Here is a 24098-nt window from a genome sequence, read left to right as displayed (position 1 = left end):
ACACACTACATGCCGAACAGCGCATTCAGTTGTTGCAATGCCTGCTGTTCGTCGCAACGTTCGAACATCCCCTGTTGTAAAAACGCTTCCATTTGCGGATAGAGCTGTATGGCCTGATCCAGCAAGGGATCTGTTCCCGAGGCATAGGCCCCCACGCTGATCAAATCCTTGTTCCGCTGATATACCGATAGCAACTGCTTAAATTGCCTTACTTTGGCGTAATGTGATTCGTCGATCAAAGCTGTCATCGCACGGCTAATCGACGCTTCGATATCAATTGCCGGGTAATGACCGGATTCAGCCAGCTGTCGGGACAGCACAATATGGCCATCCAGTATCGCCCTGGCGGAGTCGGCGATGGGGTCTTGCTGATCGTCGCCTTCCGTCAACACCGTGTAAAACGCCGTAATGGACCCCCCACCGTGCATGCCGTTCCCCGCACGTTCAACCAACGCGGGCAGCTTGGCGAAAACAGAAGGCGGATAGCCCTTGGTTGCCGGCGGCTCACCGATAGCCAGCGCGATTTCTCGCTGAGCCATCGCGTAGCGCGTCAGGGAATCCATAATTAACAGCACATGGTGTCCCTTATCGCGAAAATCTTCCGCGATGCGGGTGGCATAAGCGGCCCCCTGCATGCGCAGCAGCGGGGAAACGTCAGCCGGTGCGGCAATGACCACCGCTCGAGCGCGGCCTTCGGCCCCCAGAATATTTTCGATGAAGTCTTTGACCTCACGACCACGTTCGCCGATCAGACCCACCACGATGACATCAGCTTCAGTATAGCGGGCCATCATACCCAGCAGCACACTTTTACCCACGCCGGAACCGGCGAAGAGGCCCATACGCTGCCCTCGCCCGACGGTCAGCAAGGCGTTGATCGCCCGCACGCCGACGTCAAGCACGTGATCGATGGGCGTTCGCTGTAAAGGGTTAACCGGCGGCGTGATCAACGGCGCCTTGAGTCCGGTTTCCGGCGGCGGCAATCCATCCAGCGGTTTACCCGCGCCGTCCAGGATCCTGCCGAGCAGTTCAGGTCCCAGCGGCAGCTTTTTGCCTTCGTGCTTTTCACCCCCGCGGGCGTATACGCGCGCGCCGGGAATAATGCCTTCGACTTCTTCGAGCGGCATCAGAAACAATCTTTGCCCATTAAAACCAACGACTTCACTTTCGACTTCTTCGACTTTGTCGCCGTTAACGCGTTCAACAAGGCAGGTCGCGCCCAGCGGCAAATGCAGACCAGAGGCTTCAAGCACCAGTCCGGTCGCGCGAGTCAGGCGCCCGTAACGACGCACGGTAGGCACCGTCGCGATCTTCTTCTCGAACGAATCCAGGGTAGTCAGCCAGCGAGAGAGTCGGTTCGTCATCACAACTCTCCCGGCGCAGCCAAGTGGCACAATTCATGCCAACGCGTTGCGATGCTGGCATCCAAATCGCCGTCTTCGGCGCTGACTTTACAGCCGCCCGGATGCAGTTGGTTATCAGCCAGTAGACGCCAGCCGTGCTGCGCCAGCGTCGGCCCCAGCTGTTTCTCCACCCTTTCCATATCGGACGGATGCACGCGTAAATTAGGCTTGCCGCTAAATAAAGGTTCTTGCTGAATCATCTGCTGTATCTGATTAAGCAAAGCCGTACCATCGCAGACCGGTGCCTGACCCAAGACCTGCCTGGCCGCGGTCAGCGCCATCTGCATCAGACGTGCGGTAATGACGCTGTCCAGCGAGTCGAGCGTTTGCTGGAATTCGGTCACCATCTGCTGCATCTGCTCAGTCAGCTTTTCCTGCCGCTGTTGCTCTTCCTGTGCACCCTGCTGACGGCCTTCGGCCAGGCCGATTTGGTAACCCTCGTCGTAGCCCTTTTGCTGACCGTCTTTATAGCCAGCATCTTTGGCTTTCATCTGAACCTCTTCGCGCAGCAGCTCGAGTGACTCCAACGCCTCAACCGGAGAAGCTTCTTCTTCCTTCGAGTAGGATGGCGCCGCCTCTTCCTGCCGAGCCGACGGCGGCGGCGCCGCCAAATCGGTCAGCGTCCAGGGACGCCAGGGTAAATCATTGGTATTAGACATACGCATCCTCGCCGCCGCCGATGATTATCTCACCGCTGTCCGCCAGACGACGAACGATAAGCAGGATAGCTTTCTGTTCGTTTTCGACCTGAGACATACGAACCGGTCCACGCGTCGCCAGGTCGTCGCGCAGGATTTCTGCGGCACGCTGGGACATGTTGCGCAGGAACTTCTCACGCAGCGGCTCTTCCGCACCCTTCAGGGCTATCAGCAGGGACTCGGACTCCACTTCCTGCAATAGACGCTGAATACTGCGATCGTCCACGTCGACCAGGTTTTCGAACAGGAACATTTCGTCGATGATTTTCTGCGCCAGTTCGCCGTCGAACTCGCGAACGGCGTCGATGACCGCCTCTTCCTGCTGCGTTTTCATCAGGTTGATGATCTCAGCCGCAGTACGAATGCCCCCCATCTTGCTACGTTTGAGGTTCTGTCCGTCCAACAAGCCGTTCAACACTTCGGTCAATTCAGCCAGAGCCGCCGGCTGTACGCCGCCGAAGGTAGCGATACGCAACATCACATCGTTGCGCAAACGCTCGTCGAACAACGCCAAAATATCGGCAGACTGAGCGCGTTTGAGGTGAATAAGGATGGTGGCGATAATCTGCGGATGCTCATCTTTAATCAGATCAGCCGCAGACTGCGGCTCCATAAAGTTGAGCGTTTCCATCCCGGAGGAGGTTTCTTTGCTTTCCAGAATATCTTCCAGCAAAGTCGATGCACGCTCTTCACCCAGCGCTTTGACCAGAACGGAACGCAGATAATCACCTGCGTTGACGCTCAGTGCCGCGTACTGCTCTGCGGAAACTTCGAATTCTTTCAGCACTTCCATCAGTTGCTGATTGGACACCTGTTTCATGTTCGCCATGGCGGCACTCAGGTGCTGAACTTCACGCGTGGAAAGATGCGTGAAGACTTCAGCAGCGCGGTCTTCGCCGATGGTCATCAGCAAAATAGCGCTCTTTTCAGTTCCAGTCATACTCATAGTTCCGTACTCATCCATTGGCGAATTACCAGGGCGCACACGCGAGGATCGTTCTCGGCCATATCGCGAATGCGCTGGCTTTGAAGCTCAGTATTGACGCGCTGTTGCGATTTACGCTGCAGGTCTTGCTCTTCTTTGCTGAGCTTGACGATCACGTCAGCATCGCTTTCCTGACCGCCGGATAAACTTTCCGCCATGGCTTGCTGCTCTTTCTTCTTGAGCTGCAACTGCGGGCGTACCATTTTGCGCCACAGGATCCAGGCCACAATCAGGACAAACAGCCATTTACCTGCGCTAATCAGCAGATCAAAGAAGGCTTGCTTCTGCCAGAAGGGCAATTCGCTGGCGATATCATTCGATTCCGTAAACGGCGCGTTGACCACGTTGATGGTATCTCCGCGCTCACTTGAGAAGCCCATGGCTTCGCGCGTCAGCGACTCGATCTGCTTGATCTGCTCTTCGCTTAACGCAGCGGATTTACCTTCAGCGTTAGGCGCGTAGTTGACGACAACCGCAACGGAAAGACGCTGTACGGTACCGGCGCTTTGCTTGGTATGACGAATGGTGCGGTCGACCTCATAGTTAATGGTCTGGTCGCGGCGGTTGTTGGAAGACTGTATGCCGCCGTTCGCCCCGCCTTGGTTCGCACCATTTGCACCGTTCGCGTTGTTGGCGCCGTTGGCGTTCGGCTGCTGTTGTCCGTTTGCATTGTTCTGCGCGCCGTTTGCATTATTGCCAGCATTGGGTGCCACAATCGGTGCCGCCGGCGTGACAGGAGGCTGATTCGATAAAGCCCCAGGTACGCCGCCGACGTTTCTTCCGCCCAACTGTTCGCTCTGGCTAGACTGCTGAGAACGAACCGCTGCCTGATTCGGAGCCTGGTTCGGCTGGTACTGCTCATCCGTCTGCTCACGGTTGGAAAAGTCGATCTGGGCAGTCACCTGCGCATGGACGTTGCCGGTCCCGACAATCGGCCCCAGGATGGCTTCAATACGACGTTGGAAGCGGTTTTCCACTTCGTTGGCGTATTTCAGCTGCGCCGCGTTCAGATCACGACCCGTACCGTCCGTTTGCGTCAGCAGTCGGCCATTCTGGTCGACGACGGTCACATTGTCCGGCGGTAGGCCAGCGACGCTGCTGGACACCATATAGACGATGGCGTTGATCTGACCTTCATCCAGCGCACGGCCCGGCTGTAAATTCAACGTCACCGATGCAGAAGGCGATTTTTGTTCACGCACGAACAAGGAAGGCTTCGGGATCGCCAGATGAACCCGCGCTTTTTGCACAGGGCCCAGCGTCTCCATCGTTCGGGACAGTTCTCCTTCCAAAGCTCGCTGGTAGTTGACCTGCTCGCTGAACTGGCTGATGCCGAACTTTTCCTGGTCAAGTAACTCAAAACCCACCGAGCCGCCTTTAGGCAGCCCCAATTGTGCGAGTCTCAACCGGGTTTCATAAACATTTTCCGCCGGGATCAGTAAAGCCCCGCCATTGTCGCTGAATCGATAGGGAATGTTCATCTGCGTTAGCTGGGTGACGATCTCCCCGCCGTCGCGATCGTTAAGATTGCTGTAAAGCACTCTATAATCAGGACTTTTCGCCCACAGAACTAGTGCTGTAATAACAGCCACAGCAAAAGCTGCGGCGATTAATAGAGGTACTTTCGGATTAGCACGCAGCCGGTTAAGCACAGCAGTAAATCCGTTAACACTCATTGCGGGCGAACTGCTTTTAGCGGAGCTCATGCACTATTCCTGCCAATTAACATCTTGATAGTTATTAATAAAAACAAAACATACTCCCTGAATAAGCAACGGTTGTTCTCAACAGCAACACCCGCCTTTGAGATTTGGGCGATATATTATTTATCCCAGAGGGCCAATTCTATAGGTGAATTAGCCAAGGTTTTTAGGCCTATTTAGAGGCTTAGGGTTGCTGGTATTCTGCTAAAGTTATTGCCTGTAAATAATTGGTCACAGAGAAAACCCGAGGGTTTAAATGTCTATACAGGGAATTGAATCTGTCGTTCAGCAGTTGCAAAGCGTAGCACTTCAGTCAACCGGCAGTGCTTCAACAGCTATTGCGGCACAGCAAAGCGGCTTTGCGGACGAAATGAAATCCGCACTAGGAAAAATCAGCGAACAACAAATCACAGCACGCGCACAGGCTCAGAAATTCGAACTGGGTGAAGAAGGCGTAGCGCTGAATGACGTGATGGTCGACCTGCAAAAAGCGTCAATTTCAATGCAGATGGGTATTCAGGTGAGAAATAAACTGGTGTCCGCTTACCAGGAAATTATGAATATGTCGGTATAAAACCAGACAGCGGCATTGGCGTACCTCAGCTATTATCCATCCCAATATAATCGTCCTTCGGGTTATTCGCTTTCGCATAACCTGGTCCTATACCGCGCGAAATACTCCTTCAGCCTGTTTTTATGGCAGGTATTGTTTTTAAACGCCGTGGATTTAATTTCCGCTCATCTGTTTTTGAAATCGACTAAATACGCCTAAGACGCTTTGTGTGGCTATTTCATTTGTATTTTGGTGAAAGGAGGCGCGGACGCTTAAGGCATGCGAACATTTAGCCATTTAATCCGACCTATCGTCAGCAATATCTCGTTTAAAGTAAGGGGGGGAGGAGCCTGTCTTCAGGCGTTGTGCAGGAGTCAACTTCAGAGAGTGCCTCGCCGGCAGGCGCATTAGCCGACGAGACAAAAAAACATTGGAAACGGCTGGGCTACTCTTTGCCGCCGCCAGGCAACATGGAATCATGATCGGCGAATTTATGGTAGGCGGCATTCACCGACTGCTGCCTGACCGATTGACCGATGAGTCCCTTTAACTCATTCATGCGCGACTCAAGGAGTTGAGTAATCAGCGTTTCGTTATTCAGTATAGTATCGAGGCACTGCTTGATTTTACGCTGTTCAACGCTGGAAACTGCATTGTTGTATTCGATCAAAACCGGAAGGCGTCCAACCACTTCAAGATAAGACTGCTCAACTTCGATCAATTCCGCCCATTCTGCTTTTTTTGCAAGTGACAGCATACGTTCGCTTAACTCGAGGATTCGCTGATAACAGGCAAGAACTGATTGACTGGCTTCCATTATGGTTTCCTGACTTACACTGTTGGTTATGTTTAACGCAAGGCGGCAAAACTAAAACTGTGCCGTATACAAAGCTGTTCCGATGATATTCCCGGCACAGACGAAAGCTAAATCACGAATCAATCAGCAGCGTTATTTTTTTCAGGACTTATTTCTTTCCAGGAGTCGGCAATGCCTCGTAGTAGCTCCGTTATATTCTCAAGTAGCGCACGATCGTTATGCAGATTGGCATGAAGCAGCTGGCGGATCATATAGTCGTAAAGCTGCGCCAGGTTCGTGCTGATCTCTCCGCCTTTCTCCATATCTAAAGAAGCCAGCAGCCCACTGTCAATAATTCTGATGGCTTTGGTAATCGCATTACCCTTTTCCACGGTGTCGCCCTGCTCCATGAAGATATCCGCACGAATTAGGGCGCTGATGGCGCCATCAAACAACATGGTAATCAGTTTATGCGGGCTGGCGCTCATCACACCACTTTCCAAACCGACCTGTGCATAAGCCTGCGAGCCATACATCATTGCCATAATCTTTCCTTACTACACGTTAACTGCTGGAGCTGTTACTTAGCTGTTCAAACGCCGTCGTCAGGTAGTCACCTGTGCTGTTCAACTGCTGCACCAATACGTCCAGCTTGGTGAACTGGGTTCTGTAGCGGCTCATAATATTCTCGATGCTACTCTGCACATCAGTATATTGTGTCTTCAGCTTATCAATAATGGAGGTGATACCTGATTCCGCATTATCGATTAATCCTTTACTTTTCGTATAAGTCGATACGGTGGAGACCAGTTGTGTTGCAAGCCCCGTGGTTTTGCCGTCGCCCATGAAAAACTTACCGACTTCAGTACCGTTATCCGTCAACGCATTAACCAGCGTGGTGTTGTCGATGATCAGCGTTCCACGCACAACGTTTCCGGTCGTGGAGTCCGTCGTGGTACTCAGCGACACCCCCATCTCAGAAAGGACCTTGAAGGTATCGCTGCTTTGCGCTGAGCTGATAATCGTTTTCAGCTGATTCTTGATACTGCTTAGCGTTGAGTCCCCAACCAGAGCACCATTGCTCGTAGACTGAGATTCCCCTGCGCTCACGCTGCTGTAGGCGCTCAACGATGCGAACGAAGTCAACAGCGTGTTATAAGCACTGACCCAGTCGGTGATCGCACTGGCTGCATCCGTAACGCTTTTGCTCACCACCAGGTTTTCCGACGAACTGGAAACCGAATTCAACGTCAGCGTCACGCCTTCCGTCGGAACATCGGTCACGGTATTACTGCTACGTTCAATAGCGATGCCGTTAACCGTCAGTTCGGCGTTTTGCGCCGCAACCTGCTGGGTCATCCCGTTGGACGATGAGGTGCTGTCATATCCCAGAATACTGTTCAACGTGCTGTCGTTTGAGCTCACGCTCATCGTTGACGTTTCGCCGGTCGTATCGGAGGTCAACGTCAGCTGATAGCTGCTGTCACCAGACTGTACGATACTTGCGGTGACGCCTGCCTTGGCGGAGTTAATGGCGCTGGCGATGCCGGAAAGCGTGGTCTGAGCGTTGGTCAGCGCGATGTTAACCGCACTACCGCTACCGACCTGTAGAGTCAGGTTGCGCGTCGTCAGGCTGCTGTCGCCCAGTTGCGTGGTTTTGCTCGTCTGCGCACTGGTCGCCAACGTCTGAGCCGTCGCCAGCTGAGTCACTTTTACCGCGTAAGATCCCGTGGTGGCGCTGGACGTCGCCGTACTCGTAAACGCGGTGTTAGTTGAGGTTTTTTTCGTAGCGTAAAGTGAACTGTCGTTCAGCTTCTGCGTTGCCGTTGAGAAGGTTTCCAGCGAGCTCTGCAGCGTACCGTAGGCCGTGAGTTTAGACTCATAGCTGGTTTGTTTGTTCGTGATCGCGGTAAGTTTCTGGTCTTCGACCCCCTGCAGAGACTCCAGAATTCCAGTCAGATCCAAGCCAGAGCCCACGCCCAACGATGTAATTAATCCGGTGGTGGAGCTGGTGGTACTCGCTGAAGTAGAACTGGTCGTGCTAGATGTCGTAGCCATATCCTCTTACCCCTTAATAAATGTGTTCGTCGATCCAAATAAATTATCGGCAGTGTTTTTTAAAAGTTTATGCGACTGTCAACATTTAGAAGATAAATATTACAAGGGGCTGGCAGCGCACCAATCTTGAACGGAACAGGTGCCTACACTGTCTGTCTCAATTGCTTATGACAAATCAAAGGCCCTGGGCGTTAAATAAAAAAACGGCCGTATCGCCTGCTATTAACAGGACGATACCGCCTAAACAAATACGCCCGGTTTAAGCGTATTCCAAAATTTGAAGCTAATTAACTATTCATCTCAAACAGCGACATGCCTTTCATCGACGAGAATGTGCTCTGCGCTGCCTGTAGCGCCACCTGCTGCATGGTGACATTGGAAATCATTTCGTACATATCATCGACATCAGACCCTTTCAGGCTGGTCATACGGTCTGAATAAATCAGGTCACGGCTGTCGCCTATGCTGTCTAATGTCGTTAACTCATTTAACTTGCTGCCGACGGAAGCCTGCACGGTCAATACGTTATCCAAAGAGTTGGACATGCCACGATTGGCCTTGTCGAACATCGCGACGTAAGAATCGGTGATCGTGGTGTCATCACCCGTATCGTCCAGGGGAATATCCAGCGCTGTTAAAGCGGTATCGATGCTGTTAAACATGTTGATTTCGCTGTCAGAACCGTCCGGCTCAGTTTTATAGCCCGCCGCCAGGCTCATAAAAACGGTTGTACCGGTATCGCCCGTCGTCATGGTACGGCTGGCATCCACCTTTTGACTCACGGAGCTATCGCTGCCGACATAGGAGACGTTGCCATCGCTGTCTTCGACGAAGGGTGCCGTGTCGGTTTTGTAACCGGCAAAGATGTAGTTGCCGTTACTGTCCGTCGTATTGGCCAACGTCAACAGCTGATCTTTGTAGCCCTGTAGTTCAGTTTTCATTGACTGACGATCGGAGTCGCTGTAAGTCGTGCTCGCCGCTTTAACCAGCAGAGTCTGAACGTTTTGAATCACGTCAGTGACCTGATCCAGCACCGTCGATTCCAGAGACAGGTTGCTGGTCGCCGTATCGCGAGCGGTAGCAAACTGTTCGTTGGTTGACTGAGATTGCGCCAGCACAACGGCCTGCGCCGAAGCGATAGGATCGTCCGATGGTTTGTTGACCAGCTTTCCATTGGACAAATCTAACGACGCGCTTTGGAATTTGGAGTAGGCGTTCGTAATGCTTTGCATGTTCTGCTGGTAAATCATCGATGAGCTAAGACGCATAACACAGTCCTTAAATTGAATTTATACATTATCTTTCAATAAATTAGTGAGACATCAGTTATCCTGAAATTGCAGCCAGCAGGGAATCGAAAATGTTTCCGGCAGTGGACAATATTTTGGCGTTTGCCGTGTAGTACTGCTGATAACGCTGCAGGTCGACGTACTCTTCATCCAGGTTAACCCCGGAGATAGACTGCTGTTTCTCTGTCAACTGATCCACGATGCTTGATTGCGTTGTACTGTTGGTATCAGCGCTTTGCGTCTTCACACCAATTTCACTGACCAGCGAGGCATAGGCTTCGCTAAAGGTGGCGTTGCCGTTCACCTGATTGCTGTCTTGCAGCGCCAGCAGCGCAGCCGCGTTGCGGTTATCGCTCTCACCGGTACTGGAATCATTAAGCGCGGCGGCGATCTTCGCCGTGTCAGTGATGACCATGCTCATATTGGTGATCACTTCGCTGACGGTATTCAGCGTAAATTTGTCGCCGGAACTAGCGGTACCGCTGACTGCGACCTCAACGCCATCGAAACTTAGCGTCGTGTTGCCGCTATCATCGGTACCCGTCGTGTAATCGACGCTGGCACCGTCAGACGTGCGCGTGACGCCCCACGCTCCGTTCGTGTACTTCAGCGTATAGTCGCTGGCCTTGACCGCCGTTGTATCGGTATATGTCGCTGTTAAAGCGGCGCTACCTTTATTATTGGTGTTGCTGATGACGCTGGGCTGAGTGAAGCTAAAGAAATCCGTCCCCACGTCGCCGTCCAAATCAACGCCTTCTTTATGTTGGGCGTTGAAGCTGCTAGCGAGCGTCAGCGCGAGCTGTCCCAGTTGATTTCGAGCCGAGTCCAACGTTTCGGTGCGGAATGTAAGCAGTCCGCTGACGCTACCGCTTTCGAGCGAAGTTGAACTTAGTTGAATCGGGCCGCTGATAGCGTTGTCGTAAGCCACTTCCGTCCTCGACGGATCGTCTGGAGACGTCACGGTGACCAAATCATAGGAAGCGTTGCCCTGTACCAGGGTCATACCGTTAGCCAGGCTCACGCTGACCATGCTGTCCTGCGTGGTGGTAGTGACGCCGACATAGTTGTTCAGTTCGTTAATCAACTGGTCACGCTGATCGAGCAGTGCGTTCGCAGAGCTGGAGCCGCTGCCGAGCTGAACGATTTTTTCGTTCAGATTCGCGATCTGCTTCGAGTAGGTGTTGATCTGATCCACGCTGGTTTTCAACGCAGCATTGATGGACGAATCCATATCCTGCAGATATTTATCGGTGCTGCTGAACTGATTCACCATACTCTGCGCACTGCTGATCACCGTCTGACGCGCAGAGGCATCGCTCGCATTGGTGCTGAGCGACTGTATGGAAGAGAAGAACGAAGACATTAGCGTGGACAGACTGTTGTCGCTGTCGGACAGCAAGTTGTCGATCTGCGAAACCTGCTCGGAATAGACTTTCGTACCCGCATAGTTGCTGGACGCAGCACGCAGCTGATTGGTCACCAAGGAATCATAGGCCCGGTCGACGGAAACAATATTTACGCCATTACCGATGGTGCCGTAAGGCTTTTGCGTACCGGCATTTTGCGCCAGAGACACGCTCTGTCGGCTATAGCCATCAGTGTAAGCGTTACTGATGTTGTTGGACGAAGTGCTAAGAGCCACATTCGCAGCTTTCAGGCCTGACGACGCAATGTTAATCAATGAACTGGCCATGAAATTTCCTTTAATAACAAATTCTAACCGGCAATGGTGTCTGATAAAGTTATCGGCTAGGCTTAGATAAACTTGAGCAAGAAATCACAAAATAAAAGCGGTTTAAAATAAGTTACTTATGTCGTGTGTATACGCCTTCACCGCTTTCTCTGTCGTATTCTTAATCTGTCCGATAATTTGCACCAGTTTGTCTCCATAACGCGGATCGGTCGCATAGCCTGCCCTTTGCAGTTCATACGCCGCCGACTCCGCGCTATTCGCATTCACAACGCCTTTATAGCGGGCGTTGTCGGTCAGCAGGGAGATGTAGTCGTTGATGGAATCCAGATACGAGTCGTAAACACGGAACTTCTCTTTGACCTTGTAAGCCCGACCGTTTTCAAACTCGGTCGTCATGATCTCTGTGACTTTTCCATCCCAGTTACTGCCCGCTTTCACGCCGAACAGGTTGTGGCTGGGTTTACCGTCACTGGTGGTGATTTCGCGTTTACCCCAGCCTGACTCCAGCGCGGCCTGAGCCATAATCAGGTGGTGAGGAATGCCGGTTTTCAGGCTCGCAATCATGGAAGGCATCGATAGATGGTTTGTGAAGTCTTCCGAAGACGGCGGCAATTCCGGCGCCGCTTTTGTTGAACGTTCACCGTCCTGATTCGTGCGTTTTAAAAACTCGCCCATCAGCGCTGGCGGGAACGCGGACGACGTCAGAAAATCATCTTTGCTGACGGGCATCGGCGTGGTGCCCACCCCGTTGCCAATCGGCTCGTTCGCGTTGCGGCTGAGCTGTTTCACCATCATGTCGGCCAATCCCAGACCTTTCGCTGACAGATCCTGTGCGACCTGTTGGTCATACATGCTGGTGTACAGCCGGGTCTGATCGCTGCTCAGTAACCCCTCTTGCGGCAATGCGGAACGCATGCTTTTCAGCATCATGCTGACGAAGAGGCCTTCCACCTGCCGCGCCACATTTTTAAGTGCGGAAGGCTCGTTTTTCACCGCATCATTACGCAGCTTGTTCAGCGACTTGACGTCATAGGCTGCGGACGCCTGGTCGACCGAACTCGTGTTATCGAGTTTCATTATTAGATGATCTCCACGTCCGCCTTGATGCAGCCTGCACTATGCATTGCCTGGATAATGGACATCAGATCCATCGGCGTCGCGCCCAATGAGTTCAACGCTCGCACCACGCTGTTTAAATTGGTACCCGCATTTACTCGCTGAAGTGCGCCCCCTTCCTGACGCACATCGATCTGCGTCTGCTGGGTGACCACCGTTTGCCCTCCGGCCAGCGGCGTGTTCGGCTGATTCACATTTTGCTGATTGTTGACCGTCACAGACAGACTGCCCTGCGCGATAGCACAAGAGTCGAGCGTCACGTTGCGGTTCATCACCACCGAGCCGGTACGCGAGTTAATGATGATCTTCGCATCCATTTCGCCGGTATTAATGTTGATATCCTGAATCTGCGCCAGGAAACGAACCTGGGATGAGCTACCTGAGGGCAACGTCACTTCCACGGTACGTCCATCAAGCGGTCTGGCCACGCCGGAGCTGTTGTACTGATTGATGGAGTCACTGATCCGCTGCGCCAGGCTGAAGTTTTCCTGCTTCAACTGCAGCGTGATGTTATTGGAAGCACCGAAAGTAGTAGGCAGCTCGCGCTCAATGGTTGCGCCGCCGTTGATTCGGCCGCCGGACAACTGATTTACCTTGACCTGGCTGCCCCCGGAAGAGGCGCCGGCGCCGCCGACCAGCATGTTGCCCTGCGCCAACGCGTAGACCTGATTATCGACGCCCTTCAGCGGCGTCATCAGCAGCGTGCCGCCGCGCAGACTCTTCGCGGATCCCAAAGATGAAACGACAACGTCGATTTTCTGACCGGCGCGAGCGAACGCAGGGTAGTTTGCGGTCACCATCACCGCCGCGACGTTTTTCAACTGCATGTTGGTGCCGCTGGGAACGGTTATCCCCAGTTGCGACAGCATATTGGTCAAACTCTGCGTCGTAAAAGGCGTCTGAGTGGTTTGGTCGCCCGTACCGTCAAGACCGACAACCAGGCCGTATCCAATCAGCGGGTTATCACGTACGCCTTGAATATCAACCAAATCACGTAAACGCTCGGCGTGTGCTGATGACAAGAGCGTCAGTGATAATGTGATAAATGAAAAAATAAGGTGACGAACCCGCATGTTTAACCTCTTAAAATGGTGAAACGTTCAGGAAGAAGCGCTGCAGCCACCCCATTTCCTGGGCTTCATTGATATAGCCTTTGCCGACGTATTCAATCCGGGCGTCAGCAACCTGCGTGGAGACCACGGAGTTCGACCCGGTAATTGTTCTTGGATTTACGATGCCGGAGAAGCGGATGAACTCCGCCCCCTGGTTAATGGCGATCTGTTTCTCGCCCACCACCTTCAGGTTGCCGTTGCTCAACACGTCTTTCACCGTCACCGTAATCGTGCCGGTAAAGGTGTTTCTCGCGGTGGCGCCGCCAGCGCCGGTGAAGTCGTTTGTCCCTTGGATGTCGAAGTCGGTGCGCTGGTTGCCAAACAGTCCCTGCAACAGGCGAGGTGCTGTCGTTACCCCCAGCGTTCCCGCACCATCGCGGGACGAATTTGCCGTGGAGCTTTTACTGGCGCTGACGTTTTCCTGCAGGGTGATTGTCAGAATATCTCCGACATTACGGGGACGACGGTCCTCGAACAGCGGCTGATAACCGTAGTTCATGGGCTGAACCGTCTGAAATATCGAGCCGTTGGTGACAACCAGATTAGGCGGAGCAGGCTGTGCCGTCGTTTCGCCTTCCACCAGCTCTTTGTGCGGGAAATAGGCGCATCCGGCCAGTGAAGCGCATACCGCCAGCATCACCATCGGGGCGACCCCATTTTTCCACCCGGTACAACATAGGCGAAGGCCGCGCAAGCGCGGTACGTTCACTTCTTTTCTCATTAACACCATAAATGCGCTTTCTTAAATTTGCGTAAGCCGCTGCAGCATGGCATCAGAGGTCGACACCGCCTTACTGTTTATCTCGTAGGCACGCTGTACTTGGATCATATCCACCAGTTCTTCCGCCACGTTGACGTTAGAGGTTTCGACATAACCCTGATAAAGCACGCCTGAGCCGTTCTGACCCGGAGTGGACTCTGTCGGCGCGCCGGAACTCTGGGTTTCCTGATACAGGTTTTCTCCCAGGCTCTGCAAGCCGGTCGGGTTGATAAACGTGCTCAGCGTCAATTGGCCTATCTGCGTGGCGGCAGCCTGACCTTGTTCAGTCACGCTGACCACACCATCACGAGCTACCGTCATCGATATCGCGGTGTCGGGAACCGTAATCGCCGGCTGAACCTGATAACCGCTGGACGTTACCATCTGACCATTCGCGTCCAACTGGAAAGAACCGTCGCGGGTATAGGCCGTGGTGCCATCCGGCAACAGAACCTGGAAAAAGCCCTGACCGTTGATAGCGATGTCTTTGGTGTTTTCCGTCTGCTCCAAATTACCCTGGCTGTGCAAACGCTCCGTCGATACCGGGCGAACCCCTGTGCCCAACTGCAGACCCGAAGGCAGCGTGGTTTGTTCGGAAGACTGAGCGCCGGGCTGACGCACCGTTTGATACAGCAGATCTTCGAAAACCGCGCGCTGACGTTTAAAGCCATTGGTGCTGACGTTAGCCAGGTTGTTCGAGATGACATCCATGTTGGTTTGCTGAGCGTCAAGCCCGGTTTTTGCGATCCACAGTGAACGAATCATAGTGTTACCCTTAAAATTGATTAACTAACAGACAGCAGCTTGTTCGCACTCTCAGCGTTCTGATCGACGTTCGTGATCACTTTCATCTGCATTTCAAAGCGCCGGGCGCTATTGATCATGTCAACCAGCGTTTCCGTCGTATTCACGTTGCTGCCTTCGAGGACGCCAGGCATCACTTTCACTGTGTCATCCGCCGGCAGTGCGTTGCCAACTTGCTGCTGAGCCTGCGGGGAAAGGTGAAACAGACCGTCATCGCCTCGAACCAGTTGATTCGGTTCCGATTTGACCAGTTTCAACGCGCCCGCAGCCCCTACCGTATTCGGCGCATCGCCGTCGCCCAGAGAGGATATGGTCCCGTCCGCAGCGATAGTGACGCTGGATTGTACCGGCACCGTCAGCGGACCGTCGTCGCCGACCACCGGGTAGCCTTGAATAGTCAGCTGACCGGTTTCGTCGATCTGAATAGCGCCGTTTCGGGTATAGGCCTCTTCGCCGTTAGGTAGCTGTACAGCCAACCAACCGTCGTCTTGCACCGCCACATCCAGAGGACGAGACGTATAGTTCAGCGGCCCCTGAGACATGTCGGCACCCGGAGTCGACGCCACGACCAACGTGCGCGTCGGTAGCGTAGGGCCCTCGACGGGCACCGCGCGCATGGCGTTTAACTGCGCCCGGAAACCGGGCGTCGACACATTGGCCAGGTTGTTGGCGATGACCGACTGCTGTTCCATCGTCTGGCTAGCAGCGCCCATCGCTGTATATATGGCGTGATCCATATCGTTACCTTGTGTGGCTTAATTAACGCAGGTTGACCAGCGTATTCAGGATGGAGTCCTGTGTTTTGATGGTCTGGGCGTTGGACTGATAGTTACGCTGGGCAACGATCATATCGACCAGCTCAGATCCGATATCGACGTTGGAGGATTCCAGCGCTCCACTGGTCAGAGACCCCAGCAGGCCAGTGCCCGCAGTACCAAGAGAGGCTTCACCAGACGATGACGTCGCACTCCAGACGTTGTCCCCTTCAGACTTCAGGCCCTGGCTGTTGGAGAACGTGGCCAGCACGATCTGACCCAGCAACTGAGTCTGTCCATTTGAGTAAGTCCCACTGATGGTGCCGTCATCATTGATGGCGTATTCGACCAGGTTACCCGTGGTGTAGCCGTTCTGCGTTTTGCTCAGCTCGGAGCTGCTCGCGTTCTGCTGGGTAGAACCGACAAAGTCGATTGAGAATGTGTTAGCCGCAGAGCCGTTCAGTGAATTGGTCGTCACATTAAACGCCGTCGTGCCAGTCAACTGACCGCTGGTGCTGAAGTTCAACGTTCCCAGATCCTGCGCGGTGGCGGTGCTGTCACTGCTGTCCAGCGCGTGCACTTCCCAGGTATTGTCAGCCGTTTTGGAGAAGTACAGGTTCATCACATGGGTGTTCCCCAGGCTATCGTAGGTCGTCATGGACTTGGTCCAGCTGTAGGTGCTGGAATCGGTCGCATCGAACGTGGTGCCTGCGGCCAGCGCCGTGGTGCTGGAGTTCAGGTTGGCGACATAGGTAGAAGTCGAGGTCTGCTGAGCGGCGATCGAGCCGGCAGAGATATTGATCGTGGTCGGTTCTGCACCCGCAGCGATGCTCGGCGGCGTCCCGGTGACGGCGTACCCCGTCACGTAGTAACCGGTTTTGGTGGTCAGGTTACGATCCGCGTCCAGCTGGAATTCGCCGTTACGCGTGTAGTAAACCGAACCAGCATCATCCGCAACGCGATAAAAGCCATTGCCCGAGATGGCGACATCGGTGCCCACGTCGGTATTTTCGATCGTACCGTCGTTAAAGTTCTGAGTCACGGCGGCGACTTTAACGCCCAGGCCTACTGCAGAATCAGCGAAAATATCTGCGAAAGAGACCGTTGCGCCTTTAAAGCCCGTCGTCTCAGAGTTGGCGATGTTGTTGCCGATGACATCCAGATTGCTGGAGGCAGCATTTAATCCGCTGACCGCTTGCGAAAAACCCATTTGGAGGTGCTCCTAAAATTAGTAGTTTGCTGTGTGTTGTCTTAGGCGGCTGGTCTGCTTGTCAGCCGCACGATTCACAATCAAATAATTTGTTTGACGTCGCTCAGCGACGCAGTGCCTGACAGGCCCAAGTTAAGCACGGCTTCCGAAGAGTCCGTGTTAACGCCGTAGACCAGCGCATATTTCAGCGGCGTGGCTGTCACGCTGACACCATCGGAACCGGTCGCCGACACCGTGTAGGTGTAAGTGCCGGCGTCGACGGTGCCGCCGCTGTCGTTAGTGCCATCCCAACTGTAGGTCTGTACGCCGGCGCTTTGAGCACCAAGAGCTACGGTTTTCACCGTATTACCGCTGGAGTCTTTAATAGTTACATTCACGTCCGTAGCCGCATTAGCCAGTTCGACGCCAAATGCGGTTGTGGAGCTGTCCGAGCCAACCACGATACTATTGCCCTGAATCAAAACACCGTTGCCAATCAGAGAGCTGGCTTGCAACGTCTCGGAGGTATCCAACTGGCTGGAAATAGATCCCAGCGTGGTGTTCATATTTTCGATGCCGCTCAACGTACTAATCTGTGCGAGCTGCGTGGTCAGTTGACTGTTATCCATCGGATTGGTCGGGTCCTGGTTCTGCAACTGCGCAACCAATAAGGTCATAAATTCATTTTGCAGGTTCGCACTGCTGCTCGTACTGGACGAGCTGCTGGTTGTGCTGATCTTGCTGGTATCTGTCGATTCGGTAAGTGAAACTGAGACGCTCATGGCTGCTCTCCTACGTTGTTATTGGCCTAATGTCAGCGTTTTCTGCATCAACGATTTGGCCGTGTTCAGCACTTCCACATTTGCCTGGTAGCTGCGGGATGCGGAAATGGAGTTCACCATTTCCGCAGTAACATCCACATTAGGCATACGCACGTAGCCACGTTCATCAGCCAGAGGATTTCCCGGTTGATAAACCAGCTTGTCCGGAGAGGTATCTTCAACGACGTCGTCAACCTGCACGCCGCCGATAGCCTGTCCGTCTGGAGCAGCCACTTTAAATACGACCTGCTTGGCGCGGTATGGCTCGCCATCGGGTCCGGTCACACTGTCCGCATTCGCCAGATTGCTGGCGCTCACGTTCATACGCTGGGACTGCGCGGTAAGCGCAGAACCCGAAATTTCGAAGATATTAATGAGCGACATACGCGTTATTTATCCTGTAACACTGACATCATGCCTTTGATTTGGCCGTTTAACAGCGTAAGATCCGTTTGATATCGCAGACTGTTATCCGCGAAATTTGTCCGTTCTCTGTCCATATCTACGGTGTTCCCGTCAAGGGCCGGCTGATCGGGTACGCGATAGAGCAGATCTAAATCAGGCATTGACGTTGTAGATGCAGGGATATGCCGGGTCGACGTTGTGGCTAATGACATGGTCGTACCGGTTGCGCGACCTTGCTTCAGGGCTTTATTTAGCTCGCTGGAAAAGTCGATATCCCGAGCCTGATAGCCCGGCGTATCCGCATTCGCGATATTCGCAGAAAGGATTTCCTGGCGCTGAGCCCGTAAATTCAACGCCTCCTGCTGGAAGCGGAACGATGCATCTAATTTGTCAAGCATGCTTTCCCTCAGGAAAAGTAATTAAAGAAGAGTGACAATAGACAGGATAAACTTCGCGCGGCAACTTTATCGCCGGAATAGACGGGAAATGAGTGGCTATTTTCTCGTTTGGCACAGACCGCATCTCTGTAAACTTCACAGGCGATGTTGTGTACTTCAGCGATAGGCTCGACGACATTTGAGAAAACGGACGGGGTATATTGATGGGATTTTCGCGCAAAACAATCTTATGTAAGATTTTTTTCCTTATCTCACTGACCCCGGCCGGGGCCGCTGACCGCGACCAAATTACGGCTCAAATTAAGACATTCATTCAGGGACAGCTCGACATCCCCTCCGCTGAAGTCAATGTCATCGTCAAAACTCCGGTCGAAAAACTCGAATTATGCTCTGAACCTCAGCTGTCGTTGCCCTCAAGAAAGAAAATCTGGGGCACCCTCAGCATCCGAGCCATGTGCGGTACCCATCGCTATTTTCTGCAGACCAATGTTCAGGTGACGGCGCCTTACCTTGTCGCCACCCGTCCGATACCGCCCAAACAGAAAATCCTGGCTGAAGACGTGGCGCTTCAACACGGCCGACTTGACGCATTAAGCGTAATGCCGCTGGCGAATCCCGCTCTCGCCGTCGGTGCCGTCAGCATTCGTATGATCGGTGCAGGGCAGCCCATTGCTGCCAGCATGCTGCGAAATCCCTGGGCGGTAAAAATGGGCGATATCGTGAAAGTCGCCGTATCCGGAGACGGTTTCAGTATTGTCAGCGAAGGCAAATCCATGGACAACGCCACGCTCAATGACGCCGTCAGAATACGCATGGAGTCTGGACAAATTATTACGGGTACAGTGGCTGAAAAGGGACTGGTAAAAATTGTACAATAACTGTTAAAGCTTCGATTGAATCGTCCGATATAAGTATTCAGTCACTATACCGATATAATTTTTGTAAGTAGGGAGGCCATATGAGCATTGACAGTACTCGTCCGGTATCTGGAATAAAATCAGTTCAAAATACGGAATCAGATTTACTTCACAGCGTAAAAAATAAATCTACTTCATCAAGCAGCGCAGCAAGCACGCCCAGCCAGACGCAGGTTAGCCTAAGCGAGGCCCAGTCCAGCCTGATGCAGCCGAGCAGCCAGGACATCGATATGGAAAAAGTCGACACCCTTAAGCAGGCCATCAAGGATGGAAAGCTGGAAGTCGACGTGGGTAAAATCGCCGATGCGCTGTTGAGCGAAGTACAGACACCTTTCTGATTGGATTATTAAAAGGCAACGTTGGCCCATGCAAATAAATGAAGTTCTGGAACAGATGCTGAATAGCCTGGTGTCACTCAAAGACATTCTGTCTCAAGAGCAGGATGAATTGAGCGCGCGCCAGGTCAATCCGTCGTTTTTGCACCGGGTGACTGAGAATAAGAACGAGCAGTTGTCCATTCTCAAGCATTTTGATAACCAGCGCCTGGCGCTGGATGAGCAGTTGTCGGTTAAACCTCCCTACCCCCACTCGCCGGAGCTGAATGCTCAGTGGTCTCAGATTCACGAGCTGACGCGCGAGTTGAGCCAGTACAATCATCGCAATGGTCTATTGCTGAACGCGCACATGGAAAATAACCAGCAGTCGCTGGCCTTCCTGGAGCAGAAACAGCGTCAAGGCATCTATGGCCCGAACGGTCACACCGAGAACAGCGGTTCACATCTGGGCCGCAAGTTCAGCGTCTGAGACATCATCCAAATCAGTCGCGTTATTCTTTGGTGTAGTTGACTATCAGCTGGTATTTCGTCACTCGCATAGGCTGTCGCAAAGCGCCTTTGCCGGGGACATGAAATACCAGATAGAAAGGCGTTTCCGCCGATAATCCCGCGAACATCTCGGTACTTCCATTTTGCCCATTAAGACGAACACACTGTACAGGAATGCAGAGAGAGGCGTGCAATCCGGTTGAGTTACGTGTCAACAGCTCATAACGCCAGAGGACCGAGGTCAAAACGGCCCCTTTGGGGAAGGAGCCGTTGGAATGAAGTAGAACCGAGCGTTTGGCAACACCCTTCTGACTGATTAGCAGATTGGCACCTTCCCATACGGGATGCTTATCGGCGGCGCCAGCGATACCGGCCACCAACAACAGCATTATTGCAAAACGTTTCACTGCCCTGACCCGCCAATGACTGACGTCATGCGAATCTGACGGCTGTCGGTAATTTCCTGATTAGAAAGTACGACCAACTGCGGCAGGCTGCGGCGCAGGAATCGCGACAGTAGCGGGCGAAGCGCGTGCGTGACCAGCAAAACCGGCGGCGCGCCCAGCGCTTCCTGGTGTTGAACCGCGTCCTGAGCCTGCGCAAGCAGTCTTTCGGCCAGCCCCGGCTCCAAACCGCCGCCGTTCTGCATCGCCTGAAGCAGTACGCGCTCCAGTGACGATTCCAGACCGATCACCTGAATATCATCGTTACCCGGGAACCATTGCTGAGTAATGGCACGGCCCAGTGCCACGCGAACGACCACGGTAAGTTCGTTCGGGTCTTTCTGGATCGCAGCATGCTCAGACAACGTTTCCAGAATCGTACACATGTCACGAATGGACACACGCTCAGACAGCAGATTCTGCAGCACTTTGTGCAGCACCGTCAGCGTCACCACATTTGGAATAAAATCATCAGCCAGCTTAGGCATCTCCTTCGTGACGCGATCCATCAACTGCTGCGCTTCCTGACGACCAAACAGGTCGCTGGCATATACGTTGATCAAATGGTTCAGATGCGTCGCCACCACGGTACTGGATTCAACCACCGTAAAGCCTTGCGCCTGCGCCTGATCTTTCAGGGCGCTTTCGATCCATACGGCGGGCAAACCGAATGCGGGGTCTTTCGTAACCTCGCCCACCAGTTTACCTGCGGCGCTACCGGGATTAATCGCCATCCAACGCCCCGGATGCGCTTCACCACTCCCGATTTCAACCCCTTTCATCAAGATGCGGTAACCCGCGGGCTGCAGCTCGAGGTTATCTCGAATATGAACAACCGGCGGAAGGAAGCCGATTTCCTGAGCGAATTTTTTACGAATACTTCGGATTCGTCCCAGCAGTTCGCCGTTTTGTTGGAAGTCCACCATCGGGATGAGTCGATAGCCCACTTCGAGACCGAGTTGGTCTTCTAATTGGACGTCATCCCAACTGGCTTCAACAATTTGCTGCTGCTGACTTTCCGCCAGCACGGGCTCTGCCGCCGTCGCCGCTTTACGTTCGGCCTTTCCACGCGTCCACCAGGCGACGCCCAGCAATATCGCGGTAAACAGTAGAAAGACGAAGTTAGGCATGCCCGGAACCAGGCCGATCAAACCGAGGACGCCGGCGCTCAGCACCATCACTTTAGGATTATTAAACAGCTGGGTAACCATCTGCTCGCCGACATCCTGCTCAGTGCTGACGCGAGTCACGATGACACCGGCTGCGGTAGAAATTACCAATGCCGGGATCTGCGCGACCAGACCGTCGCCGATGGTCAACAACGTATAGCTCTGAGCCGCATGTCCCAGATCCATATTGTGCTGAATGACCCCAACCAACAGGCCGCCGATGATGTTGATGGCCATGATCATCAACCCGGCGATAGCATCGCCGCGCACAAACTTACTGGCGCCGTCCATTGATCCGTAAAAGTCGGCTTCCTGTGTCACTTCAGAGCGACGCTTTTTCGCTTCGGCTTCACCAATGATTCCGGCATTAAGATCGGCGTCAATCGCCATCTGTTTACCCGGCATTCCATCCAGCACAAAACGTGCGCCGACTTCGGCGATACGCCCGGCACCTTTAGTAATAACCATAAAGTTGATCAGGACCAAGATGATAAACACCACGATACCAATAGCGAAGTTACCCCCCACCAGGAAGTGACCGAAGGCTTCCACCACCTTCCCGGCGGCTCCGGCTCCCGTGTGGCCTTCCAAAAGAATGATTCGCGTGGAGGCGACGTTGAGCGAGAGCCGCAACAGCGTGGAAAACAGCAGAATCGTCGGGAATGCGGCGAACTCCAACGTCCGCTGGGTGAACATGGCGACCAAAAGCACCATAACGGAAAGCGCGATATTAAAGGTAAACAGCAGATCCAGAATAAACGGTGGCAGCGGAAGCACCATCATCGACAGAATCATCAGAATTAGAATCGGTCCTGCCAAAACCTGCCACTGCGTGTCTTTTAAGTTGCCTGGCAAGCGTAGCAATGAAGCCAGATTAGCCATCAGTCGTGTTCTCTTTTGCAAAGTCCAGTGAATCTGGCACAGATAAATGGGTTGGTTTCTGCGGCGTCAGGCCGCCTTCGCGTTTCCAACGTTTAATTTGGTAAACCCAGACCAGCACTTCGGCAACGGCCGCATACAGTGTGGCAGGGATGCTTTTTCCAATTTCAGCGTGCTTATAAAGCGCCCTCGCCAGAGGGGGCGCTTCCAACGTCGGCACGCGATGTTCAGCGCCGATTTCCCGAATCTTCAGTGCGATATCTCCGGCGCCTTTGGCTAATACCTTGGGTGCACTCATCTTTTTGTCGTTGTACTGCAGCGCGACCGCAAAATGCGTCGGGTTAGTCACAATCACATCGGCTTTCGGGACATCGGCCATCATACGGCGCTGGGCTATCGCCCGTTGCATCTGACGAATACGCCCTTTGATATGCGGATCGCCTTCGTTCTGTTTGAACTCATCCCGAATATCCTGCTTGCTCATGCGCAGTTTTTTTAAGTGGCTCCAGATCTGCCAAAAGACGTCAAAGGCCACCATGGGGATCATGCTGAGCAGTACCAAAAAACCGCAGTAAATCGCCAGCTCCAGCGCATCGCCGAGCGCCGTGACCAGCGGTTCGGAAATTAAACGCAGAATCTCCGGCCATTTGAGCCAAAGGAACAGCCCGGTCACAAAACCGACGACCAACGCTTTGATGACGGCTTTAAACAATTCAGCCAGCATCTGAGATGAGAACAACCGTTTAAGCCCTGCAATAGGATCGAGTTTTTCAAGACTGAACTCGAAGGACTTGGTGCTGAACACTAACCCACCCAGCACAATTGGAGCGCCAATGGCGATCAGGACCATGCCCATCATAATCGGGACTAATGCCAGCACAGCCATTTTCAGCAATGCAAAAACATGGCGTCCCATCTGTTTGTTGTCATTAATGATGTCGTGATTGAAATACAATCCCTGACTCAGCATTATACCGAGCCTCTGGTACATCATTTCACCTGTCATCCACAATATTCCCAGCCCAATAATGAGCATGAGAATAGATGTCAATTCTCGGGATCGAGGAACTTGACCTTCCTCGCGGGCTTTTTCCGTTCGGTGGGCTGTGGGGGCCTCTGTTTTTTCCAGATCGCTATCGTCTGCCACGTTAGCTGTTCCTGTTTGTTACTGACCAAAACGAAAAATACACGCGATTAGCATGACAAATAAGAAAAAACTTGATGGGTCGAAAAAAGAAGAAAAGAGGCGGCTATTTGATGCATAAGTCAATAGAGAGAGGATTTACGGTCGGAAGAAGGTCCGACCGTAAAAATCCACATACCTTTGC

At 53.1% G+C, this 24098-nt stretch carries 25 protein-coding genes; 4 read left to right on the top strand and 21 right to left on the bottom strand.

What is annotated here, in order from left to right; translation table 11 throughout:
• Positions 1-5 precede the first annotated feature (5 nt).
• The 4 genes from fliI to fliF are packed head-to-tail and all read right to left on the bottom strand — an operon-like array spanning position 6 to position 4792.
• Positions 6-1364, bottom strand: coding sequence for a flagellar protein export ATPase FliI (gene fliI / locus I6N93_RS06435; RefSeq protein ID WP_085686041.1), 1359 nt, complete (start codon positions 1362-1364; stop codon positions 6-8).
• Positions 1364-2062: a flagellar assembly protein FliH gene (fliH, locus tag I6N93_RS06430; protein ID WP_085686043.1), complete on the bottom strand. Its 699-nt coding sequence runs from the start codon at positions 2060-2062 to the stop codon at positions 1364-1366. Before fliH ends, fliI begins: the two co-directional genes overlap by 1 nt.
• Positions 2055-3047, bottom strand: a complete 993-nt coding sequence (gene fliG / locus I6N93_RS06425; protein WP_085686045.1) for a flagellar motor switch protein FliG — start codon at positions 3045-3047, stop codon at positions 2055-2057. Before fliG ends, fliH begins: the two co-directional genes overlap by 8 nt.
• On the bottom strand, positions 3044-4792 hold the full coding sequence (fliF, locus tag I6N93_RS06420; protein ID WP_085686047.1) for a flagellar basal-body MS-ring/collar protein FliF: 1749 nt from the start codon (positions 4790-4792) through the stop codon (positions 3044-3046). The genes fliG and fliF overlap by 4 nt, the downstream gene beginning before the upstream one ends.
• 253 nt (positions 4793-5045) lie before the next feature.
• Between fliF and fliE the strand changes: the two genes are divergently transcribed.
• Positions 5046-5363, top strand: a complete 318-nt coding sequence (gene fliE, locus I6N93_RS06415; RefSeq protein WP_085686049.1) for a flagellar hook-basal body complex protein FliE — start codon at positions 5046-5048, stop codon at positions 5361-5363.
• A 424-nt stretch (positions 5364-5787) separates the two neighbouring features.
• Here the strand turns inward: fliE and fliT are convergent, their stop codons facing one another.
• The 14 genes from fliT to flgB form a co-directional block, all read right to left on the bottom strand.
• Positions 5788-6159, bottom strand: coding sequence for a flagellar protein FliT (gene fliT / locus I6N93_RS06410; RefSeq protein ID WP_085686051.1), 372 nt, complete (start codon positions 6157-6159; stop codon positions 5788-5790).
• Between the two features lie 119 nt (positions 6160-6278).
• Complete coding sequence (gene fliS / locus I6N93_RS06405; protein ID WP_373853579.1) at positions 6279-6683, bottom strand: flagellar export chaperone FliS; 405 nt, start codon at positions 6681-6683, stop codon at positions 6279-6281.
• 19 nt (positions 6684-6702) lie between these two features.
• Positions 6703-8196, bottom strand: a complete 1494-nt coding sequence (fliD, locus tag I6N93_RS06400) for a flagellar filament capping protein FliD (protein WP_085686053.1) — start codon at positions 8194-8196, stop codon at positions 6703-6705.
• A 287-nt stretch (positions 8197-8483) separates the two neighbouring features.
• Positions 8484-9464 carry a flagellar hook-associated protein FlgL gene (flgL, locus tag I6N93_RS06395; protein WP_085686055.1) on the bottom strand — a complete coding sequence of 327 codons (981 nt, stop codon included), beginning with the start codon at positions 9462-9464 and terminating at the stop codon, positions 8484-8486.
• A 58-nt stretch (positions 9465-9522) separates the two neighbouring features.
• Positions 9523-11178: a flagellar hook-associated protein FlgK gene (gene flgK / locus I6N93_RS06390; RefSeq protein ID WP_085686057.1), complete on the bottom strand. Its 1656-nt coding sequence runs from the start codon at positions 11176-11178 to the stop codon at positions 9523-9525.
• A gap of 102 nt (positions 11179-11280) precedes the next feature.
• Positions 11281-12255, bottom strand: a complete 975-nt coding sequence (flgJ, locus tag I6N93_RS06385) for a flagellar assembly peptidoglycan hydrolase FlgJ (protein ID WP_085686059.1) — start codon at positions 12253-12255, stop codon at positions 11281-11283.
• A gap of 2 nt (positions 12256-12257) precedes the next feature.
• Entirely contained in the window at positions 12258-13367 is a 1110-nt protein-coding gene (locus I6N93_RS06380) for a flagellar basal body P-ring protein FlgI (protein WP_085686061.1), read from the bottom strand.
• 10 nt (positions 13368-13377) lie between these two features.
• Positions 13378-14049, bottom strand: coding sequence for a flagellar basal body L-ring protein FlgH (locus I6N93_RS06375; protein WP_099017413.1), 672 nt, complete (start codon positions 14047-14049; stop codon positions 13378-13380).
• A gap of 99 nt (positions 14050-14148) precedes the next feature.
• Complete coding sequence (gene flgG, locus I6N93_RS06370) at positions 14149-14931, bottom strand: flagellar basal-body rod protein FlgG (protein ID WP_085686065.1); 783 nt, start codon at positions 14929-14931, stop codon at positions 14149-14151.
• 20 nt (positions 14932-14951) lie between these two features.
• Entirely contained in the window at positions 14952-15707 is a 756-nt protein-coding gene (locus I6N93_RS06365; protein WP_085686067.1) for a flagellar basal body rod protein FlgF, read from the bottom strand.
• A gap of 22 nt (positions 15708-15729) precedes the next feature.
• A complete protein-coding gene (gene flgE / locus I6N93_RS06360; RefSeq protein ID WP_085686069.1) occupies positions 15730-16935 on the bottom strand; it encodes a flagellar hook protein FlgE in 1206 nt (401 codons plus the stop codon).
• An 80-nt stretch (positions 16936-17015) separates the two neighbouring features.
• The gene (locus tag I6N93_RS06355; protein WP_085686071.1) at positions 17016-17696 is read right to left on the bottom strand and encodes a flagellar hook assembly protein FlgD; all 681 of its coding nucleotides are present in this window, start codon (positions 17694-17696) and stop codon (positions 17016-17018) included.
• An 18-nt stretch (positions 17697-17714) separates the two neighbouring features.
• The gene (gene flgC / locus I6N93_RS06350) at positions 17715-18119 is read right to left on the bottom strand and encodes a flagellar basal body rod protein FlgC (RefSeq protein ID WP_085653366.1); all 405 of its coding nucleotides are present in this window, start codon (positions 18117-18119) and stop codon (positions 17715-17717) included.
• 5 nt (positions 18120-18124) lie between these two features.
• Positions 18125-18538 (bottom strand): flagellar basal body rod protein FlgB, encoded by a 414-nt coding sequence (flgB, locus tag I6N93_RS06345; RefSeq protein WP_085686073.1) that lies wholly within the window; start codon positions 18536-18538, stop codon positions 18125-18127.
• Between the two features lie 203 nt (positions 18539-18741).
• Between flgB and flgA the strand changes: the two genes are divergently transcribed.
• The 3 genes from flgA to I6N93_RS06330 all read left to right on the top strand — a co-directional run bounded on the left by flgA (position 18742) and on the right by I6N93_RS06330 (position 20259).
• A complete protein-coding gene (gene flgA, locus I6N93_RS06340; protein WP_085686075.1) occupies positions 18742-19416 on the top strand; it encodes a flagellar basal body P-ring formation chaperone FlgA in 675 nt (224 codons plus the stop codon).
• 80 nt (positions 19417-19496) lie between these two features.
• Positions 19497-19793, top strand: coding sequence for a flagellar biosynthesis anti-sigma factor FlgM (flgM, locus tag I6N93_RS06335; protein WP_085686077.1), 297 nt, complete (start codon positions 19497-19499; stop codon positions 19791-19793).
• 28 nt (positions 19794-19821) lie between these two features.
• Positions 19822-20259 carry a flagella synthesis protein FlgN gene (locus tag I6N93_RS06330; RefSeq protein WP_085686079.1) on the top strand — a complete coding sequence of 146 codons (438 nt, stop codon included), beginning with the start codon at positions 19822-19824 and terminating at the stop codon, positions 20257-20259.
• A 22-nt stretch (positions 20260-20281) separates the two neighbouring features.
• Here the strand turns inward: I6N93_RS06330 and I6N93_RS06325 are convergent, their stop codons facing one another.
• From I6N93_RS06325 to flhB, 3 genes are read right to left on the bottom strand one after another with little or no spacing between them, the layout of a single operon-like run.
• Positions 20282-20686 (bottom strand): flagellar protein FlhE, encoded by a 405-nt coding sequence (locus tag I6N93_RS06325; protein ID WP_139829914.1) that lies wholly within the window; start codon positions 20684-20686, stop codon positions 20282-20284.
• Complete coding sequence (gene flhA, locus I6N93_RS06320; protein ID WP_085686083.1) at positions 20683-22773, bottom strand: flagellar biosynthesis protein FlhA; 2091 nt, start codon at positions 22771-22773, stop codon at positions 20683-20685. The genes I6N93_RS06325 and flhA overlap by 4 nt, the downstream gene beginning before the upstream one ends.
• Positions 22766-23917, bottom strand: a complete 1152-nt coding sequence (gene flhB, locus I6N93_RS06315) for a flagellar biosynthesis protein FlhB (RefSeq protein WP_085686085.1) — start codon at positions 23915-23917, stop codon at positions 22766-22768. The genes flhA and flhB overlap by 8 nt, the downstream gene beginning before the upstream one ends.
• Positions 23918-24098: the final 181 nt, after the last annotated feature.

It is taken from the genome of Lonsdalea populi, assembly GCF_015999465.1.
Lineage (GTDB): Bacteria > Pseudomonadota > Gammaproteobacteria > Enterobacterales > Enterobacteriaceae > Lonsdalea > Lonsdalea populi.
The sequence above is the reverse complement of the archived record's forward strand: the minus strand, read 5'-3'. Positions and strand labels throughout refer to the sequence as shown.

Excerpts from the sequence above, each read along its gene's own strand:
- fliI (WP_085686041.1), bottom strand. The coding sequence starts at position 1,364 with ATGACGAACCGACTCTCTCGCTGGCTGACTACCCTGGATTCGTTCGAG.
- fliH (WP_085686043.1), bottom strand. The coding sequence starts at position 2,062 with ATGTCTAATACCAATGATTTACCCTGGCGTCCCTGGACGCTGACCGAT.
- fliG (WP_085686045.1), bottom strand. The coding sequence starts at position 3,047 with ATGAGTATGACTGGAACTGAAAAGAGCGCTATTTTGCTGATGACCATC.
- fliF (WP_085686047.1), bottom strand. The coding sequence starts at position 4,792 with ATGAGCTCCGCTAAAAGCAGTTCGCCCGCAATGAGTGTTAACGGATTT.
- fliE (WP_085686049.1), top strand. The coding sequence starts at position 5,046 with ATGTCTATACAGGGAATTGAATCTGTCGTTCAGCAGTTGCAAAGCGTA.
- fliT (WP_085686051.1), bottom strand. The coding sequence starts at position 6,159 with ATGGAAGCCAGTCAATCAGTTCTTGCCTGTTATCAGCGAATCCTCGAG.
- fliS (WP_373853579.1), bottom strand. The coding sequence starts at position 6,683 with ATGGCAATGATGTATGGCTCGCAGGCTTATGCACAGGTCGGTTTGGAA.
- fliD (WP_085686053.1), bottom strand. The coding sequence starts at position 8,196 with ATGGCTACGACATCTAGCACGACCAGTTCTACTTCAGCGAGTACCACC.
- flgL (WP_085686055.1), bottom strand. The coding sequence starts at position 9,464 with ATGCGTCTTAGCTCATCGATGATTTACCAGCAGAACATGCAAAGCATT.
- flgK (WP_085686057.1), bottom strand. The coding sequence starts at position 11,178 with ATGGCCAGTTCATTGATTAACATTGCGTCGTCAGGCCTGAAAGCTGCG.
- flgJ (WP_085686059.1), bottom strand. The coding sequence starts at position 12,255 with ATGAAACTCGATAACACGAGTTCGGTCGACCAGGCGTCCGCAGCCTAT.
- I6N93_RS06380 (WP_085686061.1), bottom strand. The coding sequence starts at position 13,367 with ATGCGGGTTCGTCACCTTATTTTTTCATTTATCACATTATCACTGACG.
- I6N93_RS06375 (WP_099017413.1), bottom strand. The coding sequence starts at position 14,049 with ATGGTGATGCTGGCGGTATGCGCTTCACTGGCCGGATGCGCCTATTTC.
- flgG (WP_085686065.1), bottom strand. The coding sequence starts at position 14,931 with ATGATTCGTTCACTGTGGATCGCAAAAACCGGGCTTGACGCTCAGCAA.
- I6N93_RS06365 (WP_085686067.1), bottom strand. The coding sequence starts at position 15,707 with ATGGATCACGCCATATATACAGCGATGGGCGCTGCTAGCCAGACGATG.
- flgE (WP_085686069.1), bottom strand. The coding sequence starts at position 16,935 with ATGGGTTTTTCGCAAGCGGTCAGCGGATTAAATGCTGCCTCCAGCAAT.
- I6N93_RS06355 (WP_085686071.1), bottom strand. The coding sequence starts at position 17,696 with ATGAGCGTCTCAGTTTCACTTACCGAATCGACAGATACCAGCAAGATC.
- flgC (WP_085653366.1), bottom strand. The coding sequence starts at position 18,119 with ATGTCGCTCATTAATATCTTCGAAATTTCGGGTTCTGCGCTTACCGCG.
- flgB (WP_085686073.1), bottom strand. The coding sequence starts at position 18,538 with ATGCTTGACAAATTAGATGCATCGTTCCGCTTCCAGCAGGAGGCGTTG.
- flgA (WP_085686075.1), top strand. The coding sequence starts at position 18,742 with ATGGGATTTTCGCGCAAAACAATCTTATGTAAGATTTTTTTCCTTATC.
- flgM (WP_085686077.1), top strand. The coding sequence starts at position 19,497 with ATGAGCATTGACAGTACTCGTCCGGTATCTGGAATAAAATCAGTTCAA.
- I6N93_RS06330 (WP_085686079.1), top strand. The coding sequence starts at position 19,822 with ATGCAAATAAATGAAGTTCTGGAACAGATGCTGAATAGCCTGGTGTCA.
- flhA (WP_085686083.1), bottom strand. The coding sequence starts at position 22,773 with ATGGCTAATCTGGCTTCATTGCTACGCTTGCCAGGCAACTTAAAAGAC.